This window comes from Streptomyces sp. NPDC059373 (genome assembly GCF_042751495.1).
Taxonomy (GTDB): Bacteria; Actinomycetota; Actinomycetes; order Streptomycetales; family Streptomycetaceae; genus Actinacidiphila.
Genome location: NZ_JBHYXC010000001.1, coordinates 112552 through 135837, shown reverse-complemented (window position 1 = coordinate 135837; position 23286 = coordinate 112552). Strand labels below are relative to the sequence as shown.

At 71.5% G+C, this 23286-nt stretch carries 18 protein-coding genes; 12 read left to right on the top strand and 6 right to left on the bottom strand.

Features of this window, described 5'->3' with window-relative positions; translation table 11 throughout:
- Nucleotide 1: 1 nt before the first annotated feature.
- The gene (locus tag ACFXJ5_RS00625; RefSeq protein ID WP_384624866.1) at nucleotides 2-781 is read right to left on the bottom strand and encodes a class II aldolase/adducin family protein; all 780 of its coding nucleotides are present in this window, start codon (nucleotides 779-781) and stop codon (nucleotides 2-4) included.
- Nucleotides 782-909: 128 nt separating this feature from the next.
- Between ACFXJ5_RS00625 and ACFXJ5_RS00620 the strand changes: the two genes are divergently transcribed.
- The 10 genes from ACFXJ5_RS00620 to ACFXJ5_RS00575 all read left to right on the top strand — a co-directional run bounded on the left by ACFXJ5_RS00620 (nucleotide 910) and on the right by ACFXJ5_RS00575 (nucleotide 13867).
- Nucleotides 910-2514: a PucR family transcriptional regulator gene (locus ACFXJ5_RS00620; protein WP_384624863.1), complete on the top strand. Its 1605-nt coding sequence runs from the start codon at nucleotides 910-912 to the stop codon at nucleotides 2512-2514.
- A 63-nt stretch (nucleotides 2515-2577) separates the two neighbouring features.
- On the top strand, nucleotides 2578-3588 hold the full coding sequence (locus tag ACFXJ5_RS00615) for a hypothetical protein (protein WP_384624860.1): 1011 nt from the start codon (nucleotides 2578-2580) through the stop codon (nucleotides 3586-3588).
- Between the two features lie 284 nt (nucleotides 3589-3872).
- On the top strand, nucleotides 3873-4778 hold the full coding sequence (locus ACFXJ5_RS00610) for an LAETG motif-containing sortase-dependent surface protein (RefSeq protein WP_384624857.1): 906 nt from the start codon (nucleotides 3873-3875) through the stop codon (nucleotides 4776-4778).
- 310 nt (nucleotides 4779-5088) lie between these two features.
- Nucleotides 5089-6381, top strand: coding sequence for a M14 family zinc carboxypeptidase (locus tag ACFXJ5_RS00605; protein WP_384624854.1), 1293 nt, complete (start codon nucleotides 5089-5091; stop codon nucleotides 6379-6381).
- An 86-nt stretch (nucleotides 6382-6467) separates the two neighbouring features.
- Nucleotides 6468-7223, top strand: a complete 756-nt coding sequence (locus ACFXJ5_RS00600; protein ID WP_384624851.1) for a GntR family transcriptional regulator — start codon at nucleotides 6468-6470, stop codon at nucleotides 7221-7223.
- A gap of 141 nt (nucleotides 7224-7364) precedes the next feature.
- Nucleotides 7365-7820, top strand: a complete 456-nt coding sequence (locus ACFXJ5_RS00595; protein WP_384624848.1) for an RpiB/LacA/LacB family sugar-phosphate isomerase — start codon at nucleotides 7365-7367, stop codon at nucleotides 7818-7820.
- Complete coding sequence (locus tag ACFXJ5_RS00590) at nucleotides 7817-7984, top strand: SPOR domain-containing protein (protein WP_384624845.1); 168 nt, start codon at nucleotides 7817-7819, stop codon at nucleotides 7982-7984. The genes ACFXJ5_RS00595 and ACFXJ5_RS00590 overlap by 4 nt, the downstream gene beginning before the upstream one ends.
- Nucleotides 7985-7994: 10 nt before the next feature.
- On the top strand, nucleotides 7995-8420 hold the full coding sequence (locus ACFXJ5_RS00585; protein WP_384624842.1) for a (deoxy)nucleoside triphosphate pyrophosphohydrolase: 426 nt from the start codon (nucleotides 7995-7997) through the stop codon (nucleotides 8418-8420).
- 81 nt (nucleotides 8421-8501) lie between these two features.
- Nucleotides 8502-11075, top strand: coding sequence for a SpoIIE family protein phosphatase (locus ACFXJ5_RS00580; protein ID WP_384624839.1), 2574 nt, complete (start codon nucleotides 8502-8504; stop codon nucleotides 11073-11075).
- Nucleotides 11076-11242: 167 nt separating this feature from the next.
- Nucleotides 11243-13867, top strand: coding sequence for a SpoIIE family protein phosphatase (locus ACFXJ5_RS00575; protein ID WP_384626488.1), 2625 nt, complete (start codon nucleotides 11243-11245; stop codon nucleotides 13865-13867).
- A 173-nt stretch (nucleotides 13868-14040) separates the two neighbouring features.
- On the opposite strand, the gene ACFXJ5_RS00570 is transcribed toward ACFXJ5_RS00575, so the two are convergent.
- The 4 genes from ACFXJ5_RS00570 to ACFXJ5_RS00555 form a co-directional block, all read right to left on the bottom strand.
- Nucleotides 14041-14808 (bottom strand): succinate dehydrogenase/fumarate reductase iron-sulfur subunit, encoded by a 768-nt coding sequence (locus ACFXJ5_RS00570; protein WP_384624837.1) that lies wholly within the window; start codon nucleotides 14806-14808, stop codon nucleotides 14041-14043.
- Nucleotides 14805-16715 (bottom strand): fumarate reductase/succinate dehydrogenase flavoprotein subunit, encoded by a 1911-nt coding sequence (locus ACFXJ5_RS00565; RefSeq protein WP_384624834.1) that lies wholly within the window; start codon nucleotides 16713-16715, stop codon nucleotides 14805-14807. Before ACFXJ5_RS00565 ends, ACFXJ5_RS00570 begins: the two co-directional genes overlap by 4 nt.
- Nucleotides 16715-17542: a hypothetical protein gene (locus ACFXJ5_RS00560; RefSeq protein WP_384624831.1), complete on the bottom strand. Its 828-nt coding sequence runs from the start codon at nucleotides 17540-17542 to the stop codon at nucleotides 16715-16717. The genes ACFXJ5_RS00565 and ACFXJ5_RS00560 overlap by 1 nt, the downstream gene beginning before the upstream one ends.
- 75 nt (nucleotides 17543-17617) lie before the next feature.
- Nucleotides 17618-17917, bottom strand: a complete 300-nt coding sequence (locus ACFXJ5_RS00555; protein WP_384624828.1) for a hypothetical protein — start codon at nucleotides 17915-17917, stop codon at nucleotides 17618-17620.
- Between the two features lie 354 nt (nucleotides 17918-18271).
- On the opposite strand from ACFXJ5_RS00555, the gene ACFXJ5_RS00550 reads away from it, so the two are divergent.
- Nucleotides 18272-19990, top strand: coding sequence for an ABC transporter family substrate-binding protein (locus tag ACFXJ5_RS00550; RefSeq protein ID WP_384624826.1), 1719 nt, complete (start codon nucleotides 18272-18274; stop codon nucleotides 19988-19990).
- Here ACFXJ5_RS00550 and ACFXJ5_RS00545 read toward each other — a convergent pair.
- Nucleotides 19977-21152 (bottom strand): hypothetical protein, encoded by a 1176-nt coding sequence (locus ACFXJ5_RS00545; RefSeq protein WP_384624823.1) that lies wholly within the window; start codon nucleotides 21150-21152, stop codon nucleotides 19977-19979. The two genes, ACFXJ5_RS00550 and ACFXJ5_RS00545, sit on opposite strands and share 14 nt — an antisense overlap.
- A gap of 232 nt (nucleotides 21153-21384) precedes the next feature.
- Between ACFXJ5_RS00545 and typA the strand changes: the two genes are divergently transcribed.
- A complete protein-coding gene (gene typA, locus ACFXJ5_RS00540) occupies nucleotides 21385-23250 on the top strand; it encodes a translational GTPase TypA (RefSeq protein ID WP_384624820.1) in 1866 nt (621 codons plus the stop codon).
- Nucleotides 23251-23286: the final 36 nt, after the last annotated feature.

Genomic DNA, 23286 nt, shown 5'->3' with positions numbered 1-23286 from the left:
CTCAGCTCTGGTAGGACGGATCGATACGGTCGATCTTGCGCCGCAGCGCGTCGAAGAGGGTCCGGCCCGCGTCGGTACGGTCCCCCAGCTGGAAGGACTCCCTCGTCGACCGGACCGCGGCCTCGCGGCTGACCTCGGCCAGGGGCCGGCCGGTGGATCCCGCCGCGAGCTGGATCTCGCAGGCCCGCTGAAGGGTCCACAGGGCCGAGAACGCGGCGGGCAGGGTCGGTCCCAGCGCGAGCAGCCCGTGATTGCGCAGGATCATCAGATTGCGGTCGCCCAGGTCCTCGACCAGCCGCGGCTGCTCCTCCGGATCGACGGTGATGCCCTCGAAGTCGTGGTACGCGACCATCTCGAACAGCTGGGCCGAGTAGAAGTTGTCCGGGTCCAGGCCGTCACCGATGCAGGCCACGCCGGTGCCGGCCGTGGTGTGGGTGTGCATGATGCACCGGGCGTCGGGGCGGCTCGCGTGCAGGGTCGTGTGGATCAGCAGCCCGGCCTCGTTCACCGGCCAGGGCGAGTCGGAGAGGATGTTCCCCTGGTGATCGATCTTCACCAGGTTCGACGCGGTGACCTCCTGGTACATCAGGCCGAACGGGTTGATCAGCAGGCTGTCCTCTTCACCGGGGACTCGCAGCGTGATGTGGTTGAAGATCATCTCGACCCAGCCCAGATGATCGAAAATCCGGTAGCAGGCCGCCAGTTCGAGCCTCGCCTGCCATTCGGCGTCGCTCATGGACGCCGGGGTCTGCCGGTTCGGGGTGTGCGTCAGAACGGTCACGCCGGCTCCTTCGGGTCGCGGTGCGCTGAGCTCGAGCATGGGATGCCGGAACCCCAGGAGCAATGTCGAAACGTACACTCGGTGATGGGCGTGGATGTCGGGTCCGACATCACCCGTGAGGAGTACGGATGACGTCACTGCCGTTGGCACAGCTCGTCGACTCGATGCCCGAGGACGTGGTGACCGTGCTCGCGGGTGGCGGTGCCCAGGCGCCGGCCATCGAAGGGGTCGAACTCCTCGACTGCCCGGAGGCGGCCGGCGACCTGCCGCCCGGGCAGTTGCTGCTCGCCGTGGGACTCGATCCGGCCGACGACACGGCAGCCGACGCCGCGCTGCGCACCGCCGTGGATCACCGGAGTGCCCTCGCCGTGAAGTGCGCGCTCCCCGCGCCCACCGGCTTCGTGGACCGGGCGACGGAGCGGGGAGTCACCGTGCTGGCGATGGACCCGCGGGTGCCGTGGACCCGTATCCAGCACATGGTGACCACGCTGCTCGCCGCGCGCTCGGCCGGCCCCGGCACCGACGATCGCCGGTTCCCCGGCGGCGACCTGTTCGCCCTCGCCAACGCGGTCGCCGCGATCGTCGGCGGCGCCGTCGCGATCATGGACACCCACCAGGTCCTCGTCGCCTACTCCAACCTGCCGGACCAGCCCATCGACGAGACCCGCAGGCGCGGAATCCTGGGCAGGCAGGTGCCCCAGGAGGCCGTCGCCGACCACCTGGACAAGGAGTTGTGGAGGAGTGACGCCGTCGTACGCCGCGACCGGCCCGGCGACCTGCCGCGCCTGGCCGTGGTGATCAGGGTGGGCCAGGACGTCCTGGGCTCGCTCTGGGTGGCGTTCGCCGACGCCGACCGGCGGCCGGTCGGCGACCACGAGGCAACGTTGCGCGAAGCGGCCGGGGTCGCGGCGCTGCACATGCTCGCGCTCCGCAGGCAGGTCGACGACGACCAGGACAGCCGCAACCGCGCCCTGCGGTCCGCCCTCGAGACCGGGGCGCCGACGGACCGCCTGACCGGGATCCGGCTGCCCGCCGTCCTGCTCGGCCTGGCCGAATCCTCCCCGCCCGTCCACCAGGCCGCCGCGGGGGACGGGGACGACACCATGCGGATGCGGGCCGACCTGATGAGGATGCTCGACCTCATCACCCTGGACGGCCGCTCCCTGGGGCACGACCCGGTCGCCACCCTCATCGGCGACCGGCTCTACGCCCTCCTCCCGACCGCCGCCCCCGCATCGGTACCGGTGGACCACCTGCTCGACCACCTCGCGGACCGCGCCCGCCGATCCCTTCGGCGCACCTACACCTCCGTGCGCTCCGGCGCCGTCGACTCGCCGGCCGCCCTGCGCGAAGCACGCCGTGACATCGACGCCGCGCTCGACCACCTCCACGACCAACGCGCGGCCCCCGGCACCTACCGCACACACGAGCTGCGCGCCGATCTGGTGCTCCGACGCCTCCTCGCCACCGTGCGCGACAACGACGACCTCCGCACCGGCACCGCCGAGCAGATCGCAGCCCACGACGCCGAGCACGGCACCGACTACCTCACCACCCTGGCCGCCTACCTACGCCACTTCGGCGACGTCGTACCGGCCAGCGCGGCCCTCCACATCCACCAGAACACCCTCCGGCAACGCCTGCGCAGGGCCGAGCAGACCTTCGGCCTGTCCTTCCGCGACCCGACACAGCGGCTGCTGCTGTCGGTGGAGATCGCCGCCCTGGGCACGTAGCCGCGACCCGGTCCCATCGCACCCACCGCCGTACGGTGGACTCGTACGTAAGGGAGGCGCGGCATGGGACATCCGGTCGACCGGCGGGCGCTGTTGCTCGGCGTGGGCGGGTTGTTGATCGGCGCGGCGGGCTGCTCGGGGACGTCGAGGACGCAGGCCGGTCCGACGCCGTCCGTCGCATCGTCGCGGTCGGTGACGCCGTCGGCTTCTTCCGCGTCGCCGTCCCCGGCCCCGTCGCCGTCCTCCGCCCTGCCCGCGACCACGGTGTGGCGGCCGAACCGGGATGACGTGGACCCTGCCGTGAAGTTGCGCGCCGTGCAGGTCGTGGAGGCCATCGGTGCGTGGGGTGCCGGGCAGGGCGGGGTGGCGGCGGCGAAGAAGAGGGTGGCGGCGCTGGGGGCGCCGGGGTCGCTGGTGGAGGAGGCCGGGGCGCTGTTGCCGGCGGCGGACGAGGCGGCGCTGCAGGTGGTCGACGCGCAGTACGGGGGGATCCTGGCGGACTCGGCGAGCGTGCTGGTGGTGTGCCGGCAGTGGACGGCCGGGCATACGGGCGGCACGACCGTCGACGTACGGCTGAGCCGCGCGCAGCCCCGGTGGAGGGTGACCGCGCTGCACCCTGCGCGGCCCGGCGGTGCCGCGAAGTCGCTGCCGAGCGCCGCCCGGCGGGTGCTGGCCGACTCGCGGATCGTCCTGCCGCCCGCGGCGGAGGCCGACATCCGCAGCGGGAACATCCACGCGAGCGTGCTGCGGGCGCTGCTGGATCTGGCCGGGACGTACCGGATGTACATCAGCGTGGTCCGCTCCGGGCATCCGCTGGATGTGTTCGGCACCAGCCGGCCCAGCGACCATCCGCTCGGCCGGGCCTTCGACGTCTGGCAGATCAACGGGCACGCGGTGGTCGACCCGGTTACGTCCCGGGGGCTGGTGGAGTCCTTCATGCGGGACGCGGCGGCGGCCGGTTCGTACAACGTGGGCGGCCCGGTGCAGCTGTCGGGCGGCTCGGGCGGCTCGGGCGGTCAGTTCTTCTCCGACAACACCCACCACGACCACGTCCATGTGGGGTTCACCGCCTGACCGCTTTCCGGCGCCGCCGGCCCGCCGGTCAGGGCATCAAGCGGAGCTATCGGGCGACCGGTTGACGTGCCGTGAAGAGTCTTTACGGAATCCATCCGATATACCGGACACGCGGGTTGACAGCGTTCGACGACAGCGTCCACGATGCGTGATGCCACTGTGGCCTCAGTGTCCAGTGTTACCTCGACCACCCCCGCCCAGCACTGCTTTCGGCCTGTCCTAGTACGGGGAGGGCTGCCGTTTTCGATGCGCTCCGGGCCACGTATCGCCAGATTGGTAACTGCATGTCCATATCGAGACGTGTCACCATGCGGCGGCTGCTCGGCGTAAGCGCCGCAGCTCTCGCTCTCTCTGTCGCCGGGTCCACCGCCGCGTACGCCTGCGAGGGCGGCAGCGGCTGGAACAAGGGCACCCCGGCCGGCTACAAGCCCGGTAACGGCGGCGGTACGAAGACCTCCACCGACAAGTGCGAGTTCTCCGTCGACGGCACCAACTGGTACGCCTCCGTCAAGGTCGACGACATCAACCTCAAGGCCGGCGACGACGGCAAGGTCCACGTCAAGGTCCGGACCTCCTCGGACTCGGCGTCCTGCACGGCCTCCCTGGCCTCGTACCGTACGCACGGCGCGACCTTCGAGACCTCCGGCAAGCAGGTCTTCCACGACTGGGACACCGCCACCGTGAAGTCGGGCCAGACCGACACGCTCGACGTCGCCTTCCCGGACGTCGGCTGCTTCGCCCAGGTCGACCTGTACTACGGCAACACCAAGTACGACGGCGACTACAACGCCAACGACGGCTACACGCACGGCGATCTCCCCGAGGGCCCGGACCACGCGGTCATCGGCGACAAGAAGATCGCGTGGTGGAACGGCGGCACCAAGGACTGCACCGCGCAGGTCATCCCGTCCAGCAGCCCCTCGGAGTCCGCCTCCGCGTCCGAGTCGGCCACCCCGTCCGCGTCGGCGTCGACCACGCCGTCCTCGGGCGAGTCCTCCCCGGCTGCTTCCGCCTCCGCCTCCGCCTCGGACGTCGCGGCCTCCGCCTCCGCGAGCGCCTCCTCCGGTGACCTCGCCGAGACCGGCAGCAACGGCACCGGCGCCCTCGCGGCCGGTGCGGCCGTCCTGGTCGCCGCCGGCGCGGGCGTGCTGTTCGCCACCCGGCGCCGTCAGGCGGCCCGCCGCCACTGACGGTTCGTGTGTTGTAAGGGGCGCGTCCTAGGAGGGCGCGCCCCTTACCTATTGCCCTCCGGTCACCCAGGGATCCGCGGTTCCGGGTCGGCGAGTGAGCCGAAGCGGAGCGGTCGCTGTCGAAAAGGAGAACGCGCGCAGTTCGCGAGGAACGAGCGAGCGAGCACGATCGACTGTCGACAGTGACCGAGCGCGGCGGAGGCGAACCGAGCCGCAAAAAAAACCGCGCTCCGACGCGCTCTAGCCTCCGGTAAGGGCGAATTGGAAGAATCCAGTCAAAGACTGCACCAGCGCGTCCCGGGGGAACTGAATGAAGGCATGGGGGGAAGGCCTCGCCTGCGATCGATATCCGACCGTGGACGAGGTCACCGCAGCAGCACGCCGACTGGCCTCCCGCAGCCCGGAGCTGTGCCGGTTGCGTCAGGTCGGAAGGTCCCGGGCGGGGGAGCCCCTGTGGCTGCTGTCCATGGGGCACGGGCAGCGCAATGTCCTGGTCGTGGCAGGCCCGCACGCCAATGAGATGGTCGGCGGCGCCACCGTCCTGCGGCTCGCCGAGCGGGTCGGCGGCGAGGACCGGCTGCTGGCCGGGGCCGACGCGGCCTGGCACTTCCTGCTCTGCGCCGACCCGGACGGCGCGAGGCTCAACGAGGCGGTCCCCGAGGGCGAGTTCACCATGCTCGGCCACTACCGGCACTTCTTCCGACCGTGCGCCGCCGAGCAGCCCGAGTGGCTGGCGGCCGACGGCCGGCTCAGCGGTGCCCTGCCCGAGACGCGGGCGCTGATACAGGTCATCGACGAGTTGCGTCCGGTGCTGCAGATCTCCCTGCACGGCATCGACGTCGGCGGCAGTTTCGTACAGCTCACCCGCGACATCCCCCGGCTGGCCGAGCGCATCGCCAAGTCCGCCGCGGAGTTCGACATCCCCCTGGAGGCGGGCTCCTCCGACGCCTTCCACTGGCCGAGCCCAGGACCCGGGGTCTACGTCATGCCGCCGCCGAGCGGATCCCGCTCCCGCGAGGACGCCGACCACTCCACGTGGACGTATCTCCATCGCTACGGCGGCGTCACCGCGATCGCCGAGGTCCCGATGTGGGGCTGCGACAGCGCCTCGGACATCTCGCCGCACCCCGCCGCCGAGGGGGCCCTGCGCACCGCCGGTGACACCCTGCGGCACGGCAGCCATCTCGTCCAGCGGCTCATCGCCGAGGTCCGCCCTCTCGTCGCCGGCCGTGACGCCGGGCCCCTGCTGCGCGCCGCCGCCGAGATCGCCGCGGTCGGCCCGCAGCTCGCCGCCGACTGGGATCCGGCCCTGCTCCGCCCGGGCGGGCCGCCGCTGCCCGTGATGACCCGGGCCCGGGTGAGCAGCGTCGAGATCTACACGCAGCGGCTGCCGCTGCGCGCCGCGTCCATGCTGCTGCGCTTCGTACGCGGGGTGGCCGAGCCCTCCTTCGCCCTCGCGGAGATGCGGGGGCGCCTCGAACACCTCGTCACCGACTGGTGCCGCTCGTACGAGACGGCTCACCGCGCCCGGTGGATCCCGGTCCGGCACCAGGCCGAGCAGCACGCCCGCGCGGCCATCGCGTGCTTCGAGCTGCTGGGCTGACACTGCGTAAATCTCTGGCCATGACTTGCGGTTGACCACCCTCAGTTGCGAAGCTGTTGCTGTCCGTCAACCCGAGGGAGTGGCACGTGCCTTTCGGTGAGCAGCCCGCGTACCTTCGCGTCGCCGACGATCTGCGACGGAAGATCCTCGACGGCACCCTCCCGCCGCACACCAGGCTTCCCTCCCAGGCCCGCATCCGTACCGAGTACGGGGTGTCGGACACCGTCGCCCTCGAAGCGCGCAAGGTGCTGATGGCCGAGGGGTTCGTCGAGGGCCGCTCGGGCTCGGGGACGTACGTGCGCGAACGCCCGGAGCCGCGCCGGATCATCCGGACGGGCTACCACCCGGCCACCGGCCAGTCCACGCCCTTCCGGCAGGAGCAGGCGGACGAGGGCTTCAAGGGCACATGGGAGTCCAGCAGTGTCCAGGCCACGGCCACGGCCCGGATCGCGGAGCGGCTCCGCATCCAGCCCGGCGACCGGGTGATGCGCACCAACTACCTCTTCCGGACCGAGGGCGAACCGATGATGCTCTCCACCTCCTGGGAGCCGCTGGCGGTCACCGGCCGGACCCCCGCGATGCTGCCCGAGGAGGGCCCGGTGGGCGGGCAGGGTGTCGTGCAGCGCATGGCGGCCCTGGATGTGGTCGTCGACCATGTGGCCGAGGACGTCGGCGCCCGCCCGGGGCTCGCGGAGGAGACCTCGCTCCTGGGCGGGGTCCCGGGGCATGTGGTCATCGAGATCCAGCGGACCTACTACGCCTCGGGGCTGCCGGTGGAGACGGCGGACCTGGTCGTCCCGGCCGACCGCTACCGGGTGGCGTATCACATGCCGGTCAAGTGATGTACGTGGCGTCCGGGTCGGTCGTCCGGTCCTGATCTCGCCGGACCGAATCAGTCAACTCCCATACGGAACATGGCTCGTTCGAGTCGATTCCCGTCCGAACGTGTCCGCGGTGTGACGTTCGGGCGTAGGCTCCGGCATATGCGCATCGCCGTTTCCTCGGACATCGACGAGCCTGTCGCCCGCACCGTCATCGACGAGCTGCGACTGCGCGGTCACACCGTGCTCGCATACGGGGCCCTCCGCCCGGGTGACCGGCACGACTGGGCCTGGAGCGCCGAGGCCGCCGCGCAGGCGGTCTCCGACGGCCAGGCCGACCAGGCCGTCGTCTGCTGCTGGACTGGCACCGGCGCCTCCATCGCCGCCAACAAGCTCCCCGGCGTACGCGCCGCCCTCTGCACCGACGCCTACACCGCCGACGGCGCCCGCCGCTGGAACGACGCCAACGCCCTCGCCCTGAGCCTGCGGCTGACCAGCGAGCCACTGCTCAAGGAGATCCTCGACGCCTGGTTCGCCGGCGCGCCGAGCCGGGAGGCGGACGACCTCGCCAACGTCGCCCACCTCCGCGACATCGAGGGGGTGAGAGCCGCCCGATGAGCGAGCTCCTCTGGGTCGTCATCCGCCAGGACGACAACGGCAACCGCTATCGCGTCGGCCGCTACGCCACCCGCGAGGAGGCCGAGCGCATAGCGGACGCGCTCGACGCCCGGGGTCACCGGCAGCTGTACGTGATCGAGCGAATAGACCAGCGCGCGTCATAGAGTGCCGCGCATGACTGAGCGTGTGGTCGTCGTCGGTGCGGCCCTTTTCGACCAGGGGCGCCTCCTCGCCGCCCGCCGCAGCGCCCCGCCCGAACTCGCGGGCCGCTGGGAACTCCCCGGCGGCAAGGTCGAATCCGGCGAGTCGGCCGAGAAGGCCCTCGTACGCGAACTCCGCGAAGAACTCGGCATCCACGCCGAACCGCTCGAACCCGTCCCGGGGGAGTGGCCCCTCCCCAAGCCCGGCTACGTCCTCCAGGTCTGGACCGCCCGCATCCTCGCCGGCACCCCCGAACCCCTCGAGGACCACGACCAGCTGCGCTGGCTCACCCCCGACGACATCGACTCCGTCGACTGGCTCGACCAGGACCGCCCCGCGGTCGCCTGGGCGGCGGCGCGGCTGGTCCGGAGCGGCAGGCCGTCGGAGGCGGGGAGGTAGCGCGAGCGGAATATCGGGTATGGGGGGATTGATCCGCCAATGGCCGGGAAGCCGGCCCGACCCGGTCGGGATGTGGAGGGCGTGAGCGCCAGCGTTGACGACAGTGGGACCGGAGAGGCCCTGGAGGAGCCGGGGGCGCCGGGGGCGGGAAACGCGCGTGCTCGGAAGGGGGCGGGACTGCACCCGGGGCCGTACGCCGAGGGGGCGCGCAAGGCGGGGACGCTGCTGGACACGCTGCGGGTGGCCGTGGTCATGCTGGACACCAGCGGCCGGGTCCTGCTGTGGAGCCCGCTGGCGGAGGAGATCCTGGGCTGGGCGGGCGAGCACATCGTCGGGCGCCGGCTCACCGGGCTGCTGGTCACGGACGGGGCGGGGGCGCACGCGAGACGGATGGCCGCGGTGCCGGCCCCGGGGCCGGCCGAGCAGATCCTCGCTGAACTGCTGCGGGCCGGCCGGTGGACGGGGATCCTGTCACTGCGGCACCGCGACGGACACGCGGTACAGGTCGAGGCCCGGGCGTCGCTGCTCGTGGACGGGGACGGCCGCCCCTTCGTCCTGGCGTCGATCGCGGAGACCAGCCGGCTGCAGACGCTCGAGCACGATCTGGCCGCGCTGGACAGCCTCTTCGACAGTTCACCGCTCGGCGTCGCGATCTTCGACACCGATCTGCGCTACGTACGTGTCAACGAGGCCCTGGCCGTCATGAACGGCCGCCCGGTCGCCGAGCACCTCGGCCGCAGGGCGGAGGAGATCGTGCATCCGAAGGTGGCCGAGGAGCTGACGATCCTCCAGAAGCACGTGCTGGCCACCGGCCGCCCGGTGATCGACTTCATCATGCCGGCCGCGACCGGCAAGGGGCACCGATCGGTCTCGTACCACCGCCTGGAGGACCGCGCGGGCCACGTGCTCGGCATCAGCTGCACGGTGATGGACGTGACCGAGCGGCAGCTCGCGCACGCCAAGATCGAGCGGGCCAGACAGCGGCTGGCGCTGCTGAACGACGTGGGGTCACAGCTCTCGGACCTGCTCGACGTGCGGCGGATCGCGGAGGTGCTGGCCGAGGCCCTCGTCCCCCGGTTCAGCGACTTCAGCGGGGTGATCCTGCACCCCGCCGTGCCGGACGGCGGAGAGCTGCCACTGCATCCCTACAGCGAGAGCACGGCCATGCGGCAGCTGGGCATCGGCAAGATCAAGGAGAGCCCGCTGGTCGACCAGATGCTCGGGATCGGCAAGGTCATCCAGGTCACGTCCGAGGGCATCTTCGGCACGGCGCTGCACACCGGCAAGCCGCAGATGGTCGAGGGCGAGGAACAGCTGCGCGGCACGACCTATCCGGGGGATCCCAAGATCCAGGCCGCCGTCGATCTCGGTGTGCACTCGCTGCTGGTTGCCCCGCTGCGCGCCCGTGGCATCGTGCTCGGGCTGCTCGTGGTGAGCCGTATCGAGGGCCGGGAGCCCTTCGACCAGGACGACCTCGCGCTGGTGATGGAGCTCGCCGACCGCTCAGGGGCGGCGCTGGACAACGCCCGGCTGTACGTACGCGAGCGCGAGGGCGCCCTGATGCTGCAGCGCAGCCTGCTGCCGCAGAGCATGCCCGAGCCGCCCGGGCTCCAGCTGGCCTTCCGCTATGTGCCCGGGAGCAGAGGGGCGGCGGCCGGCGGCGACTGGTTCGACGTCATCCCGCTCGCGGGCGGGCGGATCGCACTGGTCGTGGGCGATGTGATGGGGCACGGGCTGCGGGCGGCGGCGACCATGGGGCGGCTGCGTACGGCGGTCAGGACGCTGGCGGGGCTGGACATGGCCCCGGACGAACTGCTGCGCCGGGTCAACGACCTGGGCGACGACCTCGCGCAGAGCCGTTCCGAGGGGTGGATGGCAACCTGTGTGTACGCGGTGTACGACCCGTCGACCCGTCGCTGCGCCGTCGCCAGAGCCGGCCATCTGCCGCCCCTGCTGGTCTGCCCCGGCGACCAGGCGGAGGTACGGCAGCTGGACGTCCCGGCGGGTGTGCCGCTGGGCGTCGGCGGCGTGGAGTTCGAGTCGTCGGAGGTCGAGGTGCCCGACGGCGCGGTGCTCGTGCTCTACACCGACGGCCTGGTCGAGGCGCGCGGCGAGGACATCTCCGAGGGCATCGACCGGCTCGTCGCCGTCCTGCGCCGCTTCCGGGCCGACGACTCCCTGGAGGACACCTGCGACGACCTCCTCGCCAGCATGGCCCCCGGCCGCGAACCCGACGACGTAGCGCTGCTGATGGCCCGCCTCGGCAGCCTCCCCGAGGGGTCCACCGCCTCCTGGACCTTTGCCGCCGATCCGAGCGCCGTGCGGCAGGCGCGGCGGAATGTGCGCGAGACGCTCGCCGAGTGGGGGCTCCACGCGCTGACCGACGTCACCGTACTGCTGGTCAGCGAGCTCGTCACGAACTCCCTGAGGTACGCGCACGGGCCCATCGGCGTCCGTATGGTGCGCGGCACATCGCTCCTGGTGGAGGTGTCGGACCCGCTCCCCGACCCCCCGCGCGAGCGCTCCGCCACCGAGGACGACGAGGGCGGCCGCGGCCTCCAGCTCGTCGCCCGCGCCTCCCGCCGCTGGGGCACCCGGCACGGCTCCCTCGGCAAGACGGTCTGGTTCGAGCTGGCGCTCCCGGCCAGGGCATGACGCATCACCTCACCAACGCGCCCCCTCCCGGAGGCGTCGGCGCAGGCTGGGCAGGGTAGTTGAACTGCGCACGGAGCGGTATGCGTATGTGCTGAGATGATGCTGTGATCGACAAGACCATGTGCGGAACGGGGTGAATGCTGAATACTCGGCACGAGCCGGTCCGTATGTGTGAGCTGGAGGGGTCGGGCGTGAGTGTTGAGCCATCGGGTGGCCAAGAGCCCCGAACCCCTGCGGCACTGCGCCAGCACGTCTGGCAGTCCAGCCCGCCCGGATCGATCTACGACTACATACGCGTCGCGTCCTTCTCGCTGGGTCCGGACGGCCGCGTCGAGCAGTGGAGCGAGCGCGCCGAGGAGTTCTTCGGAGTCACCGCCGACGAGGCGCTGGGCAAGGACCCGATCGCGGCCTTCGTACCGCAGGACGTACAGGACCGGGCCCACGACCGCGTCGCGCAGATACTCGACGGCCGTGAGTGGATCGGCCTCGTGCCCTACCACGACGCCTCCGGGCAGGAGGGGCTCGCCGAGATCTACGTCATGCCCTCGCAGAACGAGACCGGGGGGCGCGGAGCACTCTGTATCGCGGTCGACGTGCGCGCACTGCGGCAGATCGAGACCGACCTGGCGTCCTCGCAGGCGGTGTTCGGGCAGTCCCCGATGGGCTTCGTCCTCTTCGACACGGATCTGAAGCTGCTGCGGGTCAACGAACGGTTCGCGGACACCTTCGGAAAGCCCGTCAAGGACTACAGCGGCCGCACTGCCTACGACTTCCTCTCCCGGGTCGAGGGCGACCGTCTCACCGCCGCGCTGCGCCAGGTCCTGGAGAGCGGCGACCCGGTGCTGAACATGACGCTGATCGGTACGGTGCCCGGGGACCGCGGGGACCGGGGCGAGCACGGTGGCGGCGGCCAGAGCAGCCGTCGGCGCTGGTCGATGTCGCTCTACCGGCTGCACAGCGGCAGCGGGCGGCCGATCGGAGTCGCGGGCCTGGCCCAGGATGTGACGGGCCGTCAGCGCGCGGAGCGCGAGGCCGCGCACACCCGGCGCAATCTCGCGCTGCTCAACGAGGCCGGCCGGCGGATCGGCAGCAGCCTGGACCTGGAGACGACCGCACGCGAGCTGCTGGACGTGGCCGTGCCGCACTTCTGCGACCTGGCGTCCGTGGACCTCTACCAGTCCCTGCTGTCCGGCGAGGAGGGCCCGGTCGGTACCGCCGACGGCAGCGGCGAGATCCGCCGGGTGGCCTTCGCCAGCGCGGTCTCCGACGCCCCGGTCGGACTCCTCCCGCCGGTCAAGGAGGGCGACGAACCCGTCCCCGTCGGCCCGGTCTCGGTCGGTGCGGTGCACCGCTACCCGTTCTCCTCGCCCTTCGCGAGTGCGCTGCGTACGGCGCAGACCCAGGTGCCCGAGCCCGACGAGGGCGACAGCTTCGTCCAGTCCACGCTGGCCGTGCCGATGGTCGCCCGCGACACCGTGCTCGGGCTGGTGCAGTTCTCCCGTGCGAAGGGCAGCGAGCCCTTCAACGAGCGGGACCGCATGCTCGCCGAGGAACTGGCCTCCCGCGCCGCCGTCTGTATCGACAACGCCCGGCTCTACCGGCGTGAACACGAGCGCGCGCTGATACTGCAACGCAGCCTCCTGCCCCCTGGCAACCCCGAAGCGGCCGGGCTGGACATCGCCTGCCGTTACCTCCCCGGCAACATGGAGACCGAGGTCGGCGGCGACTGGTTCGACGTCATCGAACTGCCCGGCCACCGCACCGCCCTCGTCGTCGGCGACGTCATGGGACGCGGCCTGCGCGCCGCCGTCGCCATGGGCGAACTCCGCACCGCCGTGCGCACCCTGGCCCTGCTCGACCTCGAACCGGCCGACGTCCTCACGGCCCTGGACGAGGTCGCCCGCGGCCTCGGCGGCCCGGCCGAGGGCGGCAGCCGCCGCGCCCGCGACAAGGACGCCTCCGACCTGTCCGAGGTCTACCTCGCCACGTGTGTGTACGCCGTGTACGACGCCGTCACCCGCCGCGTCACCATCGCCAACGCCGGCCACCTCCCGCCGGCCATCGTGGAGCCCGGCGAGCCCGCCCTGCTTCTGGAGGTCCCCTCGGGCCTGCCGCTCGGGGTCGGCGGCGAGCCCTTCGAGGAGATCGACGTCGACCTCCCGGACGGCGCGCTCCTCGCCCTCTACACGGACGGCCTCGTCGAATCCCGCAACCACCCCCTGGACGAGGGCCTCATGGCCTTCCGCGCCGCCCTGGACGACCCCCAGCGGCCCCTGGAGGACGTCTGCGACCACATACTCGCCGAGCTCGACACGGCCCACGGAGAGGACGACATCGCCCTCCTCATGGCGCGCGTCCAGGGCCTCGCCGAGGACTCGGTCGGCGACTGGACGCTCGAGCCCAACCCGAAGTCGGTGGCCCGGGCGCGTGAACTGACCCGCGACCGGCTCGTCTCCTGGGGACTCGAAGCCCTTGTGGACACCACCGAGCTACTGGTGAGCGAGCTCGTCACCAACGCCCTCCGGCACGGCAAGGGCGACATCCGCCTCCGGCTGCTCCGGGACCGTACCCTCGTGTGCGAGGTCTGGGACGACGCCCTCGTCCAGCCCCGCCGCCGCCGCGCCCGCGACACCGACGAGGGCGGCCGCGGCCTCCAGCTCGTCACCCTCCTCAGCTCCGCCTGGGGCTCCCGCCGCACCCACCGCGGCAAGACGGTCTGGTTCGAACTGCCGCTCCCCGGCGACGAGTCGACCCGCGAGATGACCGCCGAGGAACTGCTCAGCCTCTTCTGAGTTTCCGGTCCGGGCCGACGTCACGCACGGCGGCGGATCACGTTGCCGAGCCGGACCAGCGGGTCGGCACCTCTCTTCATGCCGTCCTCGCGGGCGCTGCTCCCCCAAGCACTTCGTGCAGGGGGGACCCCAGCTTCGGACGGCTGCGCCGGACTCCGTCCGTCGTGTCGCGGTCAGGCGCGGCGGCGGATCACGTTGCCGAGCCAGACCAGCGGGTCGTACTTGCGGTCGACGGCGCGTTCCTTGAGGGGGATGAGCGCGTTGTCGGTGATCTTGATCTGCTCGGGGCAGACTTCTGTACAGCACTTGGTGATGTTGCAGTAGCCGAGGCCGTGGTCGTCCTGGGCGGAGGACTTGCGGTCGAGGCCGGCTTCGGCGGCCGCGTCGAGCGGGTGCATGTCGAGTTCGGCGATACGCATCAGGAAGCGGGGGCCGGCGAAGGCGGCCTTGTTCTCCTCGTGGTCGCGCACGACGTGGCAGGTGTCCTGGCAGAGGAAGCACTCGATGCATTTGCGGAACTCCTGCGACCGGGCGACGTCCTCCTGCGCCATCCGGTACTCACCCGGCGCGACCCCGGCCGGGGGCACGAAGGCGGGCACCTCGCGGGCCTTGGCGTAGTTGAAGGACACGTCGGTGACCAGGTCCCGCACGACGGGGAAGGCCCGCATCGGGGTGACCGTGATGACGTCGTCCTCCCCGAAGACCGACATGCGCGTCATGCACATCAAGCGGGGACGTCCGTTGACCTCCGCGCTGCAGGAACCGCATTTGCCCGCCTTGCAGTTCCACCGCACGGCGAGGTCGCCGGCCTGGGTGGCCTGGATGCGGTGGACGATGTCGAGGACGACCTCGCCGTCGTGGACCTCGACGTCGAAGTCCTGGAGGGCGCCGCCCTCGGTGTCGCCCCGCCATACCCGGAAGTGCGCTGTGTAGGTGCTCACGCGTCGACCTCGTCGTCCGTCAGGTACTTCAGCAGTTCGTCCTTCTCGAAGAGGGCCTGCAGGTCACCGCGGATGGGCGGCATGTCCCGCCGGATGAGGGAGACCTGCCCGAATTCGTCCTCGGCGTCGGCGATCCCGAGCACCAGGTTGACCTTGCGCCAGCGCCGGTCCATCTCGGGGTAGTCGTCGCGGGTGTGGCCGCCGCGCGACTCGGTACGTTCCAGAGCGGCGCGGGCGACGCATTCGCTGACCAGCAGCATGTTCCGCAGGTCCAGCGCGAGGTGCCAGCCGGGATTGAACTGCCGGTGGCCCTCCACCCCCGCCCGCCGGGCCCGCAGCCGCAGCGCCGTGAGCCGGGTGAGGGCCTCGCGCATCTCCTCGGCCCGGCGGATGATGCCGACCAGGTCGTTCATGGTCTGCTGCAGTTCCTGGTGGAGGGAGTACGGGTTCTCGGGGGCCGCCGGGTCGCCGCCCTCCGCGCTGAAGGGCCGCAGGGCCTCGGCGGCGGCCGCGTCGATCTGCTCGTCGGCGATCAGCGGGCGGCCGGCCGCGCCCAGCCCGGCGGCGTACTGCGCGGCATGCAGCCCGGCCCGGCGGCCGAAGACCAGCAGGTCGGACAGGGAGTTGCCGCCGAGCCGGTTGGAGCCGTGCATGCCGCCGGCGACCTCACCGGCGGCGTACAGGCCGGGGACGCCGGTCGCGGCAGCGGAATCCGGGTCGACGTCGACGCCGCCCATGACGTAGTGGCAGGTCGGGCCGACCTCCATCGGCTCGGCGGTGATGTCGACGTCCGCCAGCTCCTTGAACTGGTGGTGCATGCTCGGCAGCCGCCGTTTGATCTCCTCCGCCGACAGCCGGGTCGACACGTCCAGGAAGACCCCGCCGTGCGGGGAGCCGCGGCCCGCCTTGACCTCGGAGTTGATGGCGCGGGCCACCTCGTCGCGGGGGAGCAGCTCGGGCGGTCGGCGGTGGTGCTCGGGGTCCGCGTACCAGCCGTCGGCCTCGTCCTCGCTCTGGGCGTACTTCTCCTTGAAGACGTCCGGGATGTAGTCGAACATGAACCGCTTGCCGTCGCTGTTGCGCAGCACCCCGCCGTCGCCGCGCACCGACTCGGTGACCAGGATCCCCTTCACCGACGGCGGCCAGACCATCCCGGTCGGGTGGAACTGCACGAACTCCATGTTGATCAGCGGCGCCCCCGCCAGCAGCGCCAGCGCGTGCCCGTCCCCGGTGTACTCCCACGAGTTGGACGTCACCTTGAAGGACTTGCCGATGCCGCCCGTCGCCAGCACCACGGCGGGCGCCTCGATGACGAAGAAGCGCCCGCTCTCGCGTACGTACCCGAAGACCCCGGAGACCCTCGGGCCCTCCTTCAGCACCCGGGTGACCGTGCACTCCTGGAAGACCTTCAGCCGGGCCTCGTGGTCCCCGAGCTCCTTGAAGTCCTCCTGCTGCAGCGAGACGATCTTCTGCTGGAGGGTCCGGATCAGCTCAAGGCCGGTGCGGTCACCGACGTGCGCCAGCCGGGGGTACTCGTGGCCGCCGAAGTTGCGCTGCGAGATCCGGCCGTCCTTCGTACGGTCGAAGAGCGCGCCCCAGGTCTCCAGCTCCCATACGCGGTCCGGCGCCTCGCGGGCGTGCAGCTCCGCCATCCGCCACTGGTTGAGGAACTTGCCGCCGCGCATGGTGTCGCGGAAGTGGACCTGCCAGTTGTCGCTGGAGTTGGCGTTGCCCATGCTCGCCGCGATGCCGCCCTCGGCCATCACGGTGTGCGCCTTGCCGAACAGCGACTTGCAGATCACCGCGGTCCGCAGCCCCTGCTCCCGGGCCGCGATGGCCGCGCGCAGCCCGGCCCCGCCCGCGCCGATCACCACGACGTCGTACGTATGCCGCTCGACCTGCGTCATCAGAAGAACCTCGGATCATTGAATGCGCCGCTCGCGACGAGAAAGACGTAGAAGTCCGCGACCGCCACGCTGATCAGGGACGCCCACGCGAGCAGCATGTGACGGGCGTTGAGCTTCCCGACCCAGGACCAGAGGCGATAGCGGACGGGGTGCTTGGAGAAGTGCTTGAGCCGGCCGCCGACGATGTGCCGGCAGGAGTGGCAGGAGAAGGTGTACGCCCAGATCAGCACGATGTTGACCACGAGGATCAGCGTGCCGAGCCCGGCGTGCCCCCAGTTGCCGTGCGTGTCGCGGAAGGCCAGCACGACGTCGTACGTCAGGATCCCCGCCACCGGGATCGCGAAGTAGAAGAAGTAGCGGTGGATGTTCTGCAGGATCAGCGGGAAGCGGGTCTCGCCGGTGTACGTGGCGTGCGGCTCGGCCACCGCGCAGGCGGGCGGCGACGCCCAGAAGCCCCGGTAGTACGCCTTGCGGTAGTAGTAGCACGTCAGCCGGAAGCCCAGCGGGAAGATCAGCACCAGCAGGGCGGGCGACAGCCCCCACCACTCGCCGAACAGCGGCCAGCGCGCGCCCAGCGGCATGTCCACGCAGTTCGCGCCCAGACAGGGGGAGTAGAAGGGCGAGACATACGGCTCGCTGTAGTAGTTCGTGTTCGCGAACGCGCGCCATGTCGAATACACGACGAACGCCCCCAGCCCCAGCGCCGTGACCAGCGGTGGCACCCACCACCGGTCCGTGCGAAGGTGCCGGGCCGCGATCGCCGCGCGCCCCGTCGTCAGTACGCCGCGGCGCGCGGCATCGGTATGCGGCTCTGTTCCGGTGGCCAAGGATCACTCCCGGGGAGTGCGGGTGGGGGGTTACGGCGGCGTCTCGCGCCTCTTATGGCGACGCGTGCGTGCCGCCTACGGCGCGTGCCCGTACGGCGACCCCAGCCCCTCGTCCTCCGCCCCGGACCACAGCTTCGGGTCGTACGGCGCGTCCGGGATCGTCACCATCTCCGGGCGGGCCGGCGCACCGGCGCCGCCGCCCTGTGGCGCGGTCTGCTGGAGAAGCGCGAGGTCCTCGCGCAGATGCTCGGTATCGGCTCGCACGCGGCGCATGTCGACGCTGGCGCTGCCGACGTGCTGCTCCAGCCGCGCGACGGCCTTGTTGAGATCGTCGAGCCGACGCTGAACCGATGAAAGGTCGTCCTGCAGGGACATGGCTGCCCTCACCTCCGCCTCTTTGCGGGTGCGCGATGCCGGCGCCAGGAGAGTGTCGCGCGTCACAGTCGCGCTTGGGAAGAGATCTGCACCGATTCTCCCACGCAGGCGCCACGGACGCCCTGTCCCGGGGGCGTGCGCAAGCCTTCCCCAGCGGAACGGGCCGGCACAGCCCGGCCACCGGGCCGCAGGCCGCCGACGACACCGCAGCCACCCACGTTGGGCCGCCCGGGTGGCACGCGCCCCCCGCACGCCGTGTCGGCCCGGCGCAGCGCCGCGCTCCGCTTTCAGTAGGTGCGATAAGCGGCAAATACCGCGAAGTGATCATGGCCCCGCGTGCGGAGGTACGTCAGGATGTCCCGCAGCGTCACCACCACCGGCACCGCAATCGCCGCCGTCGCCGCGCTCGCCCTCGCCGGCTGCTCGTCCGCCGGTGGCGACGCCGCCGCCGGCACCGATGTCGCGACGGCACCGCGCGACGCCGTACGGGACGGCGGCACCATGCGCTGGGCCGTCGACTCCGTACCGGCGACCCTGAACGCCTTCCAGGCAGGCGCCGACGGCACCACGAGCCTGGTCGCCGGCGCCGTACTGCCGACCCTGTTCCGGCTGGACGGCCGGGGCCGCCCGCAGCGGGACGCCGACTACCTCGACTCGGCGGACGTGGCCACCACCGAGCCGAGGCAGGTCGTGTCGTACCGGCTCAACCCCAAGGCGCGCTGGACCGACGGCCGGGCCATCGGCGCCGCCGACTTCGCCGCCCAGTGGAAGGCCCTGCGCGGCAAGGACGACGCCTACTGGACCGCCCGCAATGCCGGGTACGACCGCATCGAGTCGGTCGAGCCCGGCAAGGAGCCCCACGAGGTCCGGGTCACCTTCGCCAAGCCGTACGCGGACTGGCAGTCGCTCTTCGCGCCGCTGTACCCGGCCTCCGTGACCGGCAGCGCCACGGCCTTCAACGACGCCGCCCGGCACGGCCTCCCCGCCTCCGCCGGGCCGTTCTCCGTACGCAACGTGTCCCCGAAGGGCGGCACGGTCACCCTGGCCCGCAATCCCGCCTGGTGGGGCGACCGGGCCAAGCTGGACACGCTGGTGCTGGCCGCCGTGCCGGCGGCGAGGCGGCCCGCCGCGCTGGCCGCCGGGACGCTGGACGTGGCGGAGATCGAGCCGTCCGCGTACGCCGCCCTGCGCAAGCAGGCCGACGCCGAGAAGCCGAAGCTGGCCATCCGCAAGACCGCCGAGGCCGCCTGGTCCCAGCTCGCCCTCAACGGCGCCGCCGGTCCGCTCGCCGACGAGCGGGTACGCCACGCCGTGGCCCGGGCGATCGACCGCCGGGCCATCGCCGACTCCGTACTGAAGCCGCTCGGCCTGCCCTCGAAGCCGCTCGGCAACCACCTGCTGCTCGCGACGCAGGAAGGTTACGCCGACCACAGCTCCGCCCTCGGCACGGCGGACGCCGCCTCCGCGCAGGCGCTGCTGGCCGACGCGGGCTGGCGGCCCGCCAAGGTGCAGCCGGCGGCGGAGGGCGCGGCGCCGGCCATGCGCAGCATCAGGACCGGCAAGGCCCTCACCCTGCGCTTCGTCCTGCCGGAGTCGTCCATCACCCTCAACCGGGTCGGCGTCCGGATCGCCCGTATGCTCGCCGCCATCGGCGTACGTACCGACATCACCCGGGTCGCCGACGACAGCTTCTTCCGCGACCACATCGCCTCCGGTGACTTCGACCTGGCCCTCTACTCCTGGCCCGGCACCGCCTACCCGGCCACCGACGACCGCCCGATCTTCGCCAAGCCGGAGCCGGCCGCCGACGGCACGCTCACCGTCGAGCAGAACTACACCCGCGTCGGCACCGACCAGATCGACCAGCTCCTCGACCAGGCCGCCGGCGAGCTCGACCACGGCGCCGCCCGCGACCTCACCGCCCGCGCCGACGCCCGCATCTGGGCCGCCGCCGGCTCCATCCCCCTCTACCAGCGACCCCAGCTCGTCGCCCTGCGTACCGGAGTCGCCAACGCCGGAGCCTTCGGCTTCGCGACCCCGCGCTACCAGGACCTGGGCTTCACGAAGAAGTGACCACAGCCGTACGGTCCAGCAGCTGACCGACCACCGCGACCCGGGCCAGCCCGGGCGCGGTGCGCTCCGCCGCCGCCAGCACCTCGCGGGCCTTGTCCGCCTTGCCGACATACGCCAGCGCCACGGCCTGCGTGCACAGCGCCCGCGCCCGCGACAACGCGTCCGGCGCCATCCGGGCGGCGTACGCGGCCTGGGTGGCCGCCTGCGCCGGCCACTGCTTCAGCAGCGACTCGGTCGCCCCCAGATCGGTCACCCGCAGCAGCAGCGGCTGCGTGTCCCGGATCGTCTGCATCGTCGCCGCGAACTGCGGCAGCGCCTCGTGCGGCTGCCAGTGCCCCGCCGCGACCCCGTCCGCCATGGCCGCCGCGTACACCTGCAGCGCCCCGGCCTTCAGCTGCGCCGCGTCCGACCTGGCGTACAGCTCGTTCGCCTGCTCGGCCGCCTCCGCGAACCGGCCCTCCGCCAGCGCCAGCGTGCACGCCGTGCCCAGCCACCGCCGGCTCCCGTCCGACTCGCCCAGTGCCGCCCGCGCCGCGCCGACACGGCCCGCCAGCATCTCCTTCGCCGCCTCCAGCACTGCCGGGCTGTACGTCCACTCCTCCAGACGCCGCTCCTGGTCACCGAAGGGCAGCCGGAACAGCGTCCAGAACGTGGACATCGGCGTCCCCGGCTTGCTCAGCAGCAATGCCACCACCACGAAGCCGAGGCCCGCGCCCAGCGCCGGCGAGCTCATGAAGACTGTCACCGCCAGCGCCGCCTCGACGGCCAGGACGCCCGCCACCCCCGTCCACAGCCGCCACTTCCGCGCCCGCACCAGCAGCAGGCACGTCATGAACGGCACGATCGGCACCAGCCTGAACATCAGCAACCGCCCCGCCACCCGCGTCGAGCCCAGCCACTTCCCGGCCCCGACCGCCATCGACACCAGCGCCATCCCCGACCACCGGCTCAGCGCCAGCGACAGCAGGACATGCAGCTCCAGCCCCAGTACCGTCCCGAGGAAGAAGGTCAGCGGCCCCACCGGCCCGCCCGTGTCGGCCCCCCGGATGCCCAGGTACGCCCCGAAAGCGGCGGCCGGGACGATGAGGAGCCGCTGGGCGGGCGAGCGGCGCCGCTTCTTGGCGGGCGCGGGCGGCAGTGTGTTCGATGCGCTGCTGGACATGGCCGGGATCATGACAGACGAGTGATCCCTGCGGACAGCGCGTTTACGGAACCATGACGCAGCCGGTGGTGTGCGGTTTCACGGCCCCGGGGCGCCCTGCCGAGGCTGCCCGGGCGGCCGAGTCGGCCCGGGCCCCGTACCATGGGGTGAGGCCGTGGCTTGACTCGCCCGGCGGGCAGGTGTGCCGATGAGGGCGCGCCGCCACCCACCAACCCGGGAGAAGCGCCGCAGTATGCCCACGCGCCACGACATTCGTAACGTCGCCATCGTCGCCCACGTCGACCACGGCAAGACGACCCTCGTCGACGCCATGCTGAAGCAGGCGGGCGCTTTCGCGGCCCATCAGCACCTCGACGACCGCATGATGGACAGCAACGACCTGGAGCGCGAGAAGGGCATCACCATTCTCGCGAAGAACACCGCCGTCAAGTACCACCCCAAGGGTGGTGGCGACGTGATCACCATCAACATCATCGACACCCCCGGCCACGCCGACTTCGGTGGCGAGGTGGAGCGCGGTCTGTCGATGGTGGACGCGGTCGTCCTGCTCGTCGACGCCTCCGAGGGCCCGCTGCCGCAGACGCGTTTCGTGCTGCGCAAGGCGCTGCAGGCCAAGCTCCCGGTGATCCTCTGCATCAACAAGACGGACCGCCCGGACTCCCGGATCGCCGAGGTCATCGACGAGACGTACGACCTCTTCCTGGACCTGGACGCGACCGAGGAGCAGATCGAGTTCCCGATCGTCTACGCCTGCGCCCGTGACGGCGTCGCCTCGCTGACCAAGCCGGAGAACGGCACGGTCCCGCCGGACAGCGACAGCCTGGAGCCGTTCTTCTCCACGATCCTGGACACCGTCCCGGCCCCGGTCTACGACGACGAGGCCCCGCTCCAGGCGCACGTCACCAACCTCGACGCCGACAACTTCCTCGGCCGTATCGCGCTGCTGCGCGTCGAGCAGGGCCACCTGAAGAAGGGCCAGACCGTCGCGTGGATCAAGCGTGACGGCACGATCTCCAACGTCCGGCTCACCGAGCTGATGATGACCGAGGCCCTCACCCGCAAGCCCGTCGAGTCGGCCGGCCCCGGTGACATCTGTGCGGTCGCCGGTATCCCCGACATCATGATCGGCGAGACCCTCGCCGACCCGGAGAACCCGATCGCCCTCCCGTTGATCACGGTCGACGAGCCCGCGATCTCGATGACCATCGGTACGAACACCTCGCCGCTGGTCGGCAAGGGCGGCAAGGGCCACAAGGTCACCGCCCGCCTGGTCAAGGACCGCCTCGACCGCGAGCTGATCGGTAACGTCTCGCTCCGCGTCCTGCCGACCGAGCGCCCCGACGCCTGGGAGGTCCAGGGCCGTGGTGAGCTCGCGCTGGCCATCCTCATCGAGACCATGCGCCGGGAAGGCTTCGAGCTGACCGTCGGCAAGCCCCAGGTGGTCATCAAGCACGTCGACGGCAAGGTGCACGAGCCGATCGAACGGATGACGATCGACTCCCCCGACGAGCACCTCGGCGCGATCACCCAGCTGATGGCGACCCGCAAGGGCCGTATGGAGACCATGACCAACCACGGCTCCGGCTGGATCCGCATGGAGTGGATCGTGCCGTCCCGTGGCCTCATCGGCTTCCGTACCGAGTTCCTCACCCAGACCCGCGGCACGGGCATCGCGCACTCCATCTTCGAGGGCCACGAGCCGTGGTTCGGCGAGCTGCGCACCCGTAACAACGGCTCGCTGGTGGCGGACCGCGCGGGCACGGTGACCCCGTTCGCGATGATCAACCTTCAGGAGCGGGGCGTCATCTTCGTCGAGCCCACCACCGAGGTCTACGAAGGCATGATCATCGGTGAGAACTCGCGTTCCGACGACATGGACGTGAACATCACCAAGGAGAAGAAGCTCACCAACATGCGCGCCGCCTCGGCCGACAACACCGAGAACGTCGTCCCCCCGCGCAAGCTCTCCCTGGAGCAGTCCCTGGAGTTCTGCCGCGACGACGAGTGCATCGAGGTCACCCCCGAGACCGTCCGCATCCGCAAGGTCGTCCTCGACCAGAAGGAGCGCGGCCGCACGGCGTCGCGCGCCAAGCGCTGACGTACGCGCGACGGCCCGGTACCCCCTGCGTGGGGT

Excerpts from the sequence above, each read along its gene's own strand:
- ACFXJ5_RS00565 (WP_384624834.1), bottom strand. The coding sequence starts at position 16,715 with ATGACGCAGGTCGAGCGGCATACGTACGACGTCGTGGTGATCGGCGCG.
- ACFXJ5_RS00610 (WP_384624857.1), top strand. The coding sequence starts at position 3,873 with ATGTCCATATCGAGACGTGTCACCATGCGGCGGCTGCTCGGCGTAAGC.
- ACFXJ5_RS00605 (WP_384624854.1), top strand. The coding sequence starts at position 5,089 with ATGAAGGCATGGGGGGAAGGCCTCGCCTGCGATCGATATCCGACCGTG.
- ACFXJ5_RS00590 (WP_384624845.1), top strand. The coding sequence starts at position 7,817 with ATGAGCGAGCTCCTCTGGGTCGTCATCCGCCAGGACGACAACGGCAAC.
- ACFXJ5_RS00595 (WP_384624848.1), top strand. The coding sequence starts at position 7,365 with ATGCGCATCGCCGTTTCCTCGGACATCGACGAGCCTGTCGCCCGCACC.
- ACFXJ5_RS00620 (WP_384624863.1), top strand. The coding sequence starts at position 910 with ATGACGTCACTGCCGTTGGCACAGCTCGTCGACTCGATGCCCGAGGAC.
- ACFXJ5_RS00575 (WP_384626488.1), top strand. The coding sequence starts at position 11,243 with ATGTGTGAGCTGGAGGGGTCGGGCGTGAGTGTTGAGCCATCGGGTGGC.
- ACFXJ5_RS00615 (WP_384624860.1), top strand. The coding sequence starts at position 2,578 with ATGGGACATCCGGTCGACCGGCGGGCGCTGTTGCTCGGCGTGGGCGGG.
- ACFXJ5_RS00555 (WP_384624828.1), bottom strand. The coding sequence starts at position 17,917 with ATGTCCCTGCAGGACGACCTTTCATCGGTTCAGCGTCGGCTCGACGAT.
- ACFXJ5_RS00585 (WP_384624842.1), top strand. The coding sequence starts at position 7,995 with ATGACTGAGCGTGTGGTCGTCGTCGGTGCGGCCCTTTTCGACCAGGGG.
- typA (WP_384624820.1), top strand. The coding sequence starts at position 21,385 with ATGCCCACGCGCCACGACATTCGTAACGTCGCCATCGTCGCCCACGTC.
- ACFXJ5_RS00550 (WP_384624826.1), top strand. The coding sequence starts at position 18,272 with ATGTCCCGCAGCGTCACCACCACCGGCACCGCAATCGCCGCCGTCGCC.
- ACFXJ5_RS00545 (WP_384624823.1), bottom strand. The coding sequence starts at position 21,152 with ATGTCCAGCAGCGCATCGAACACACTGCCGCCCGCGCCCGCCAAGAAG.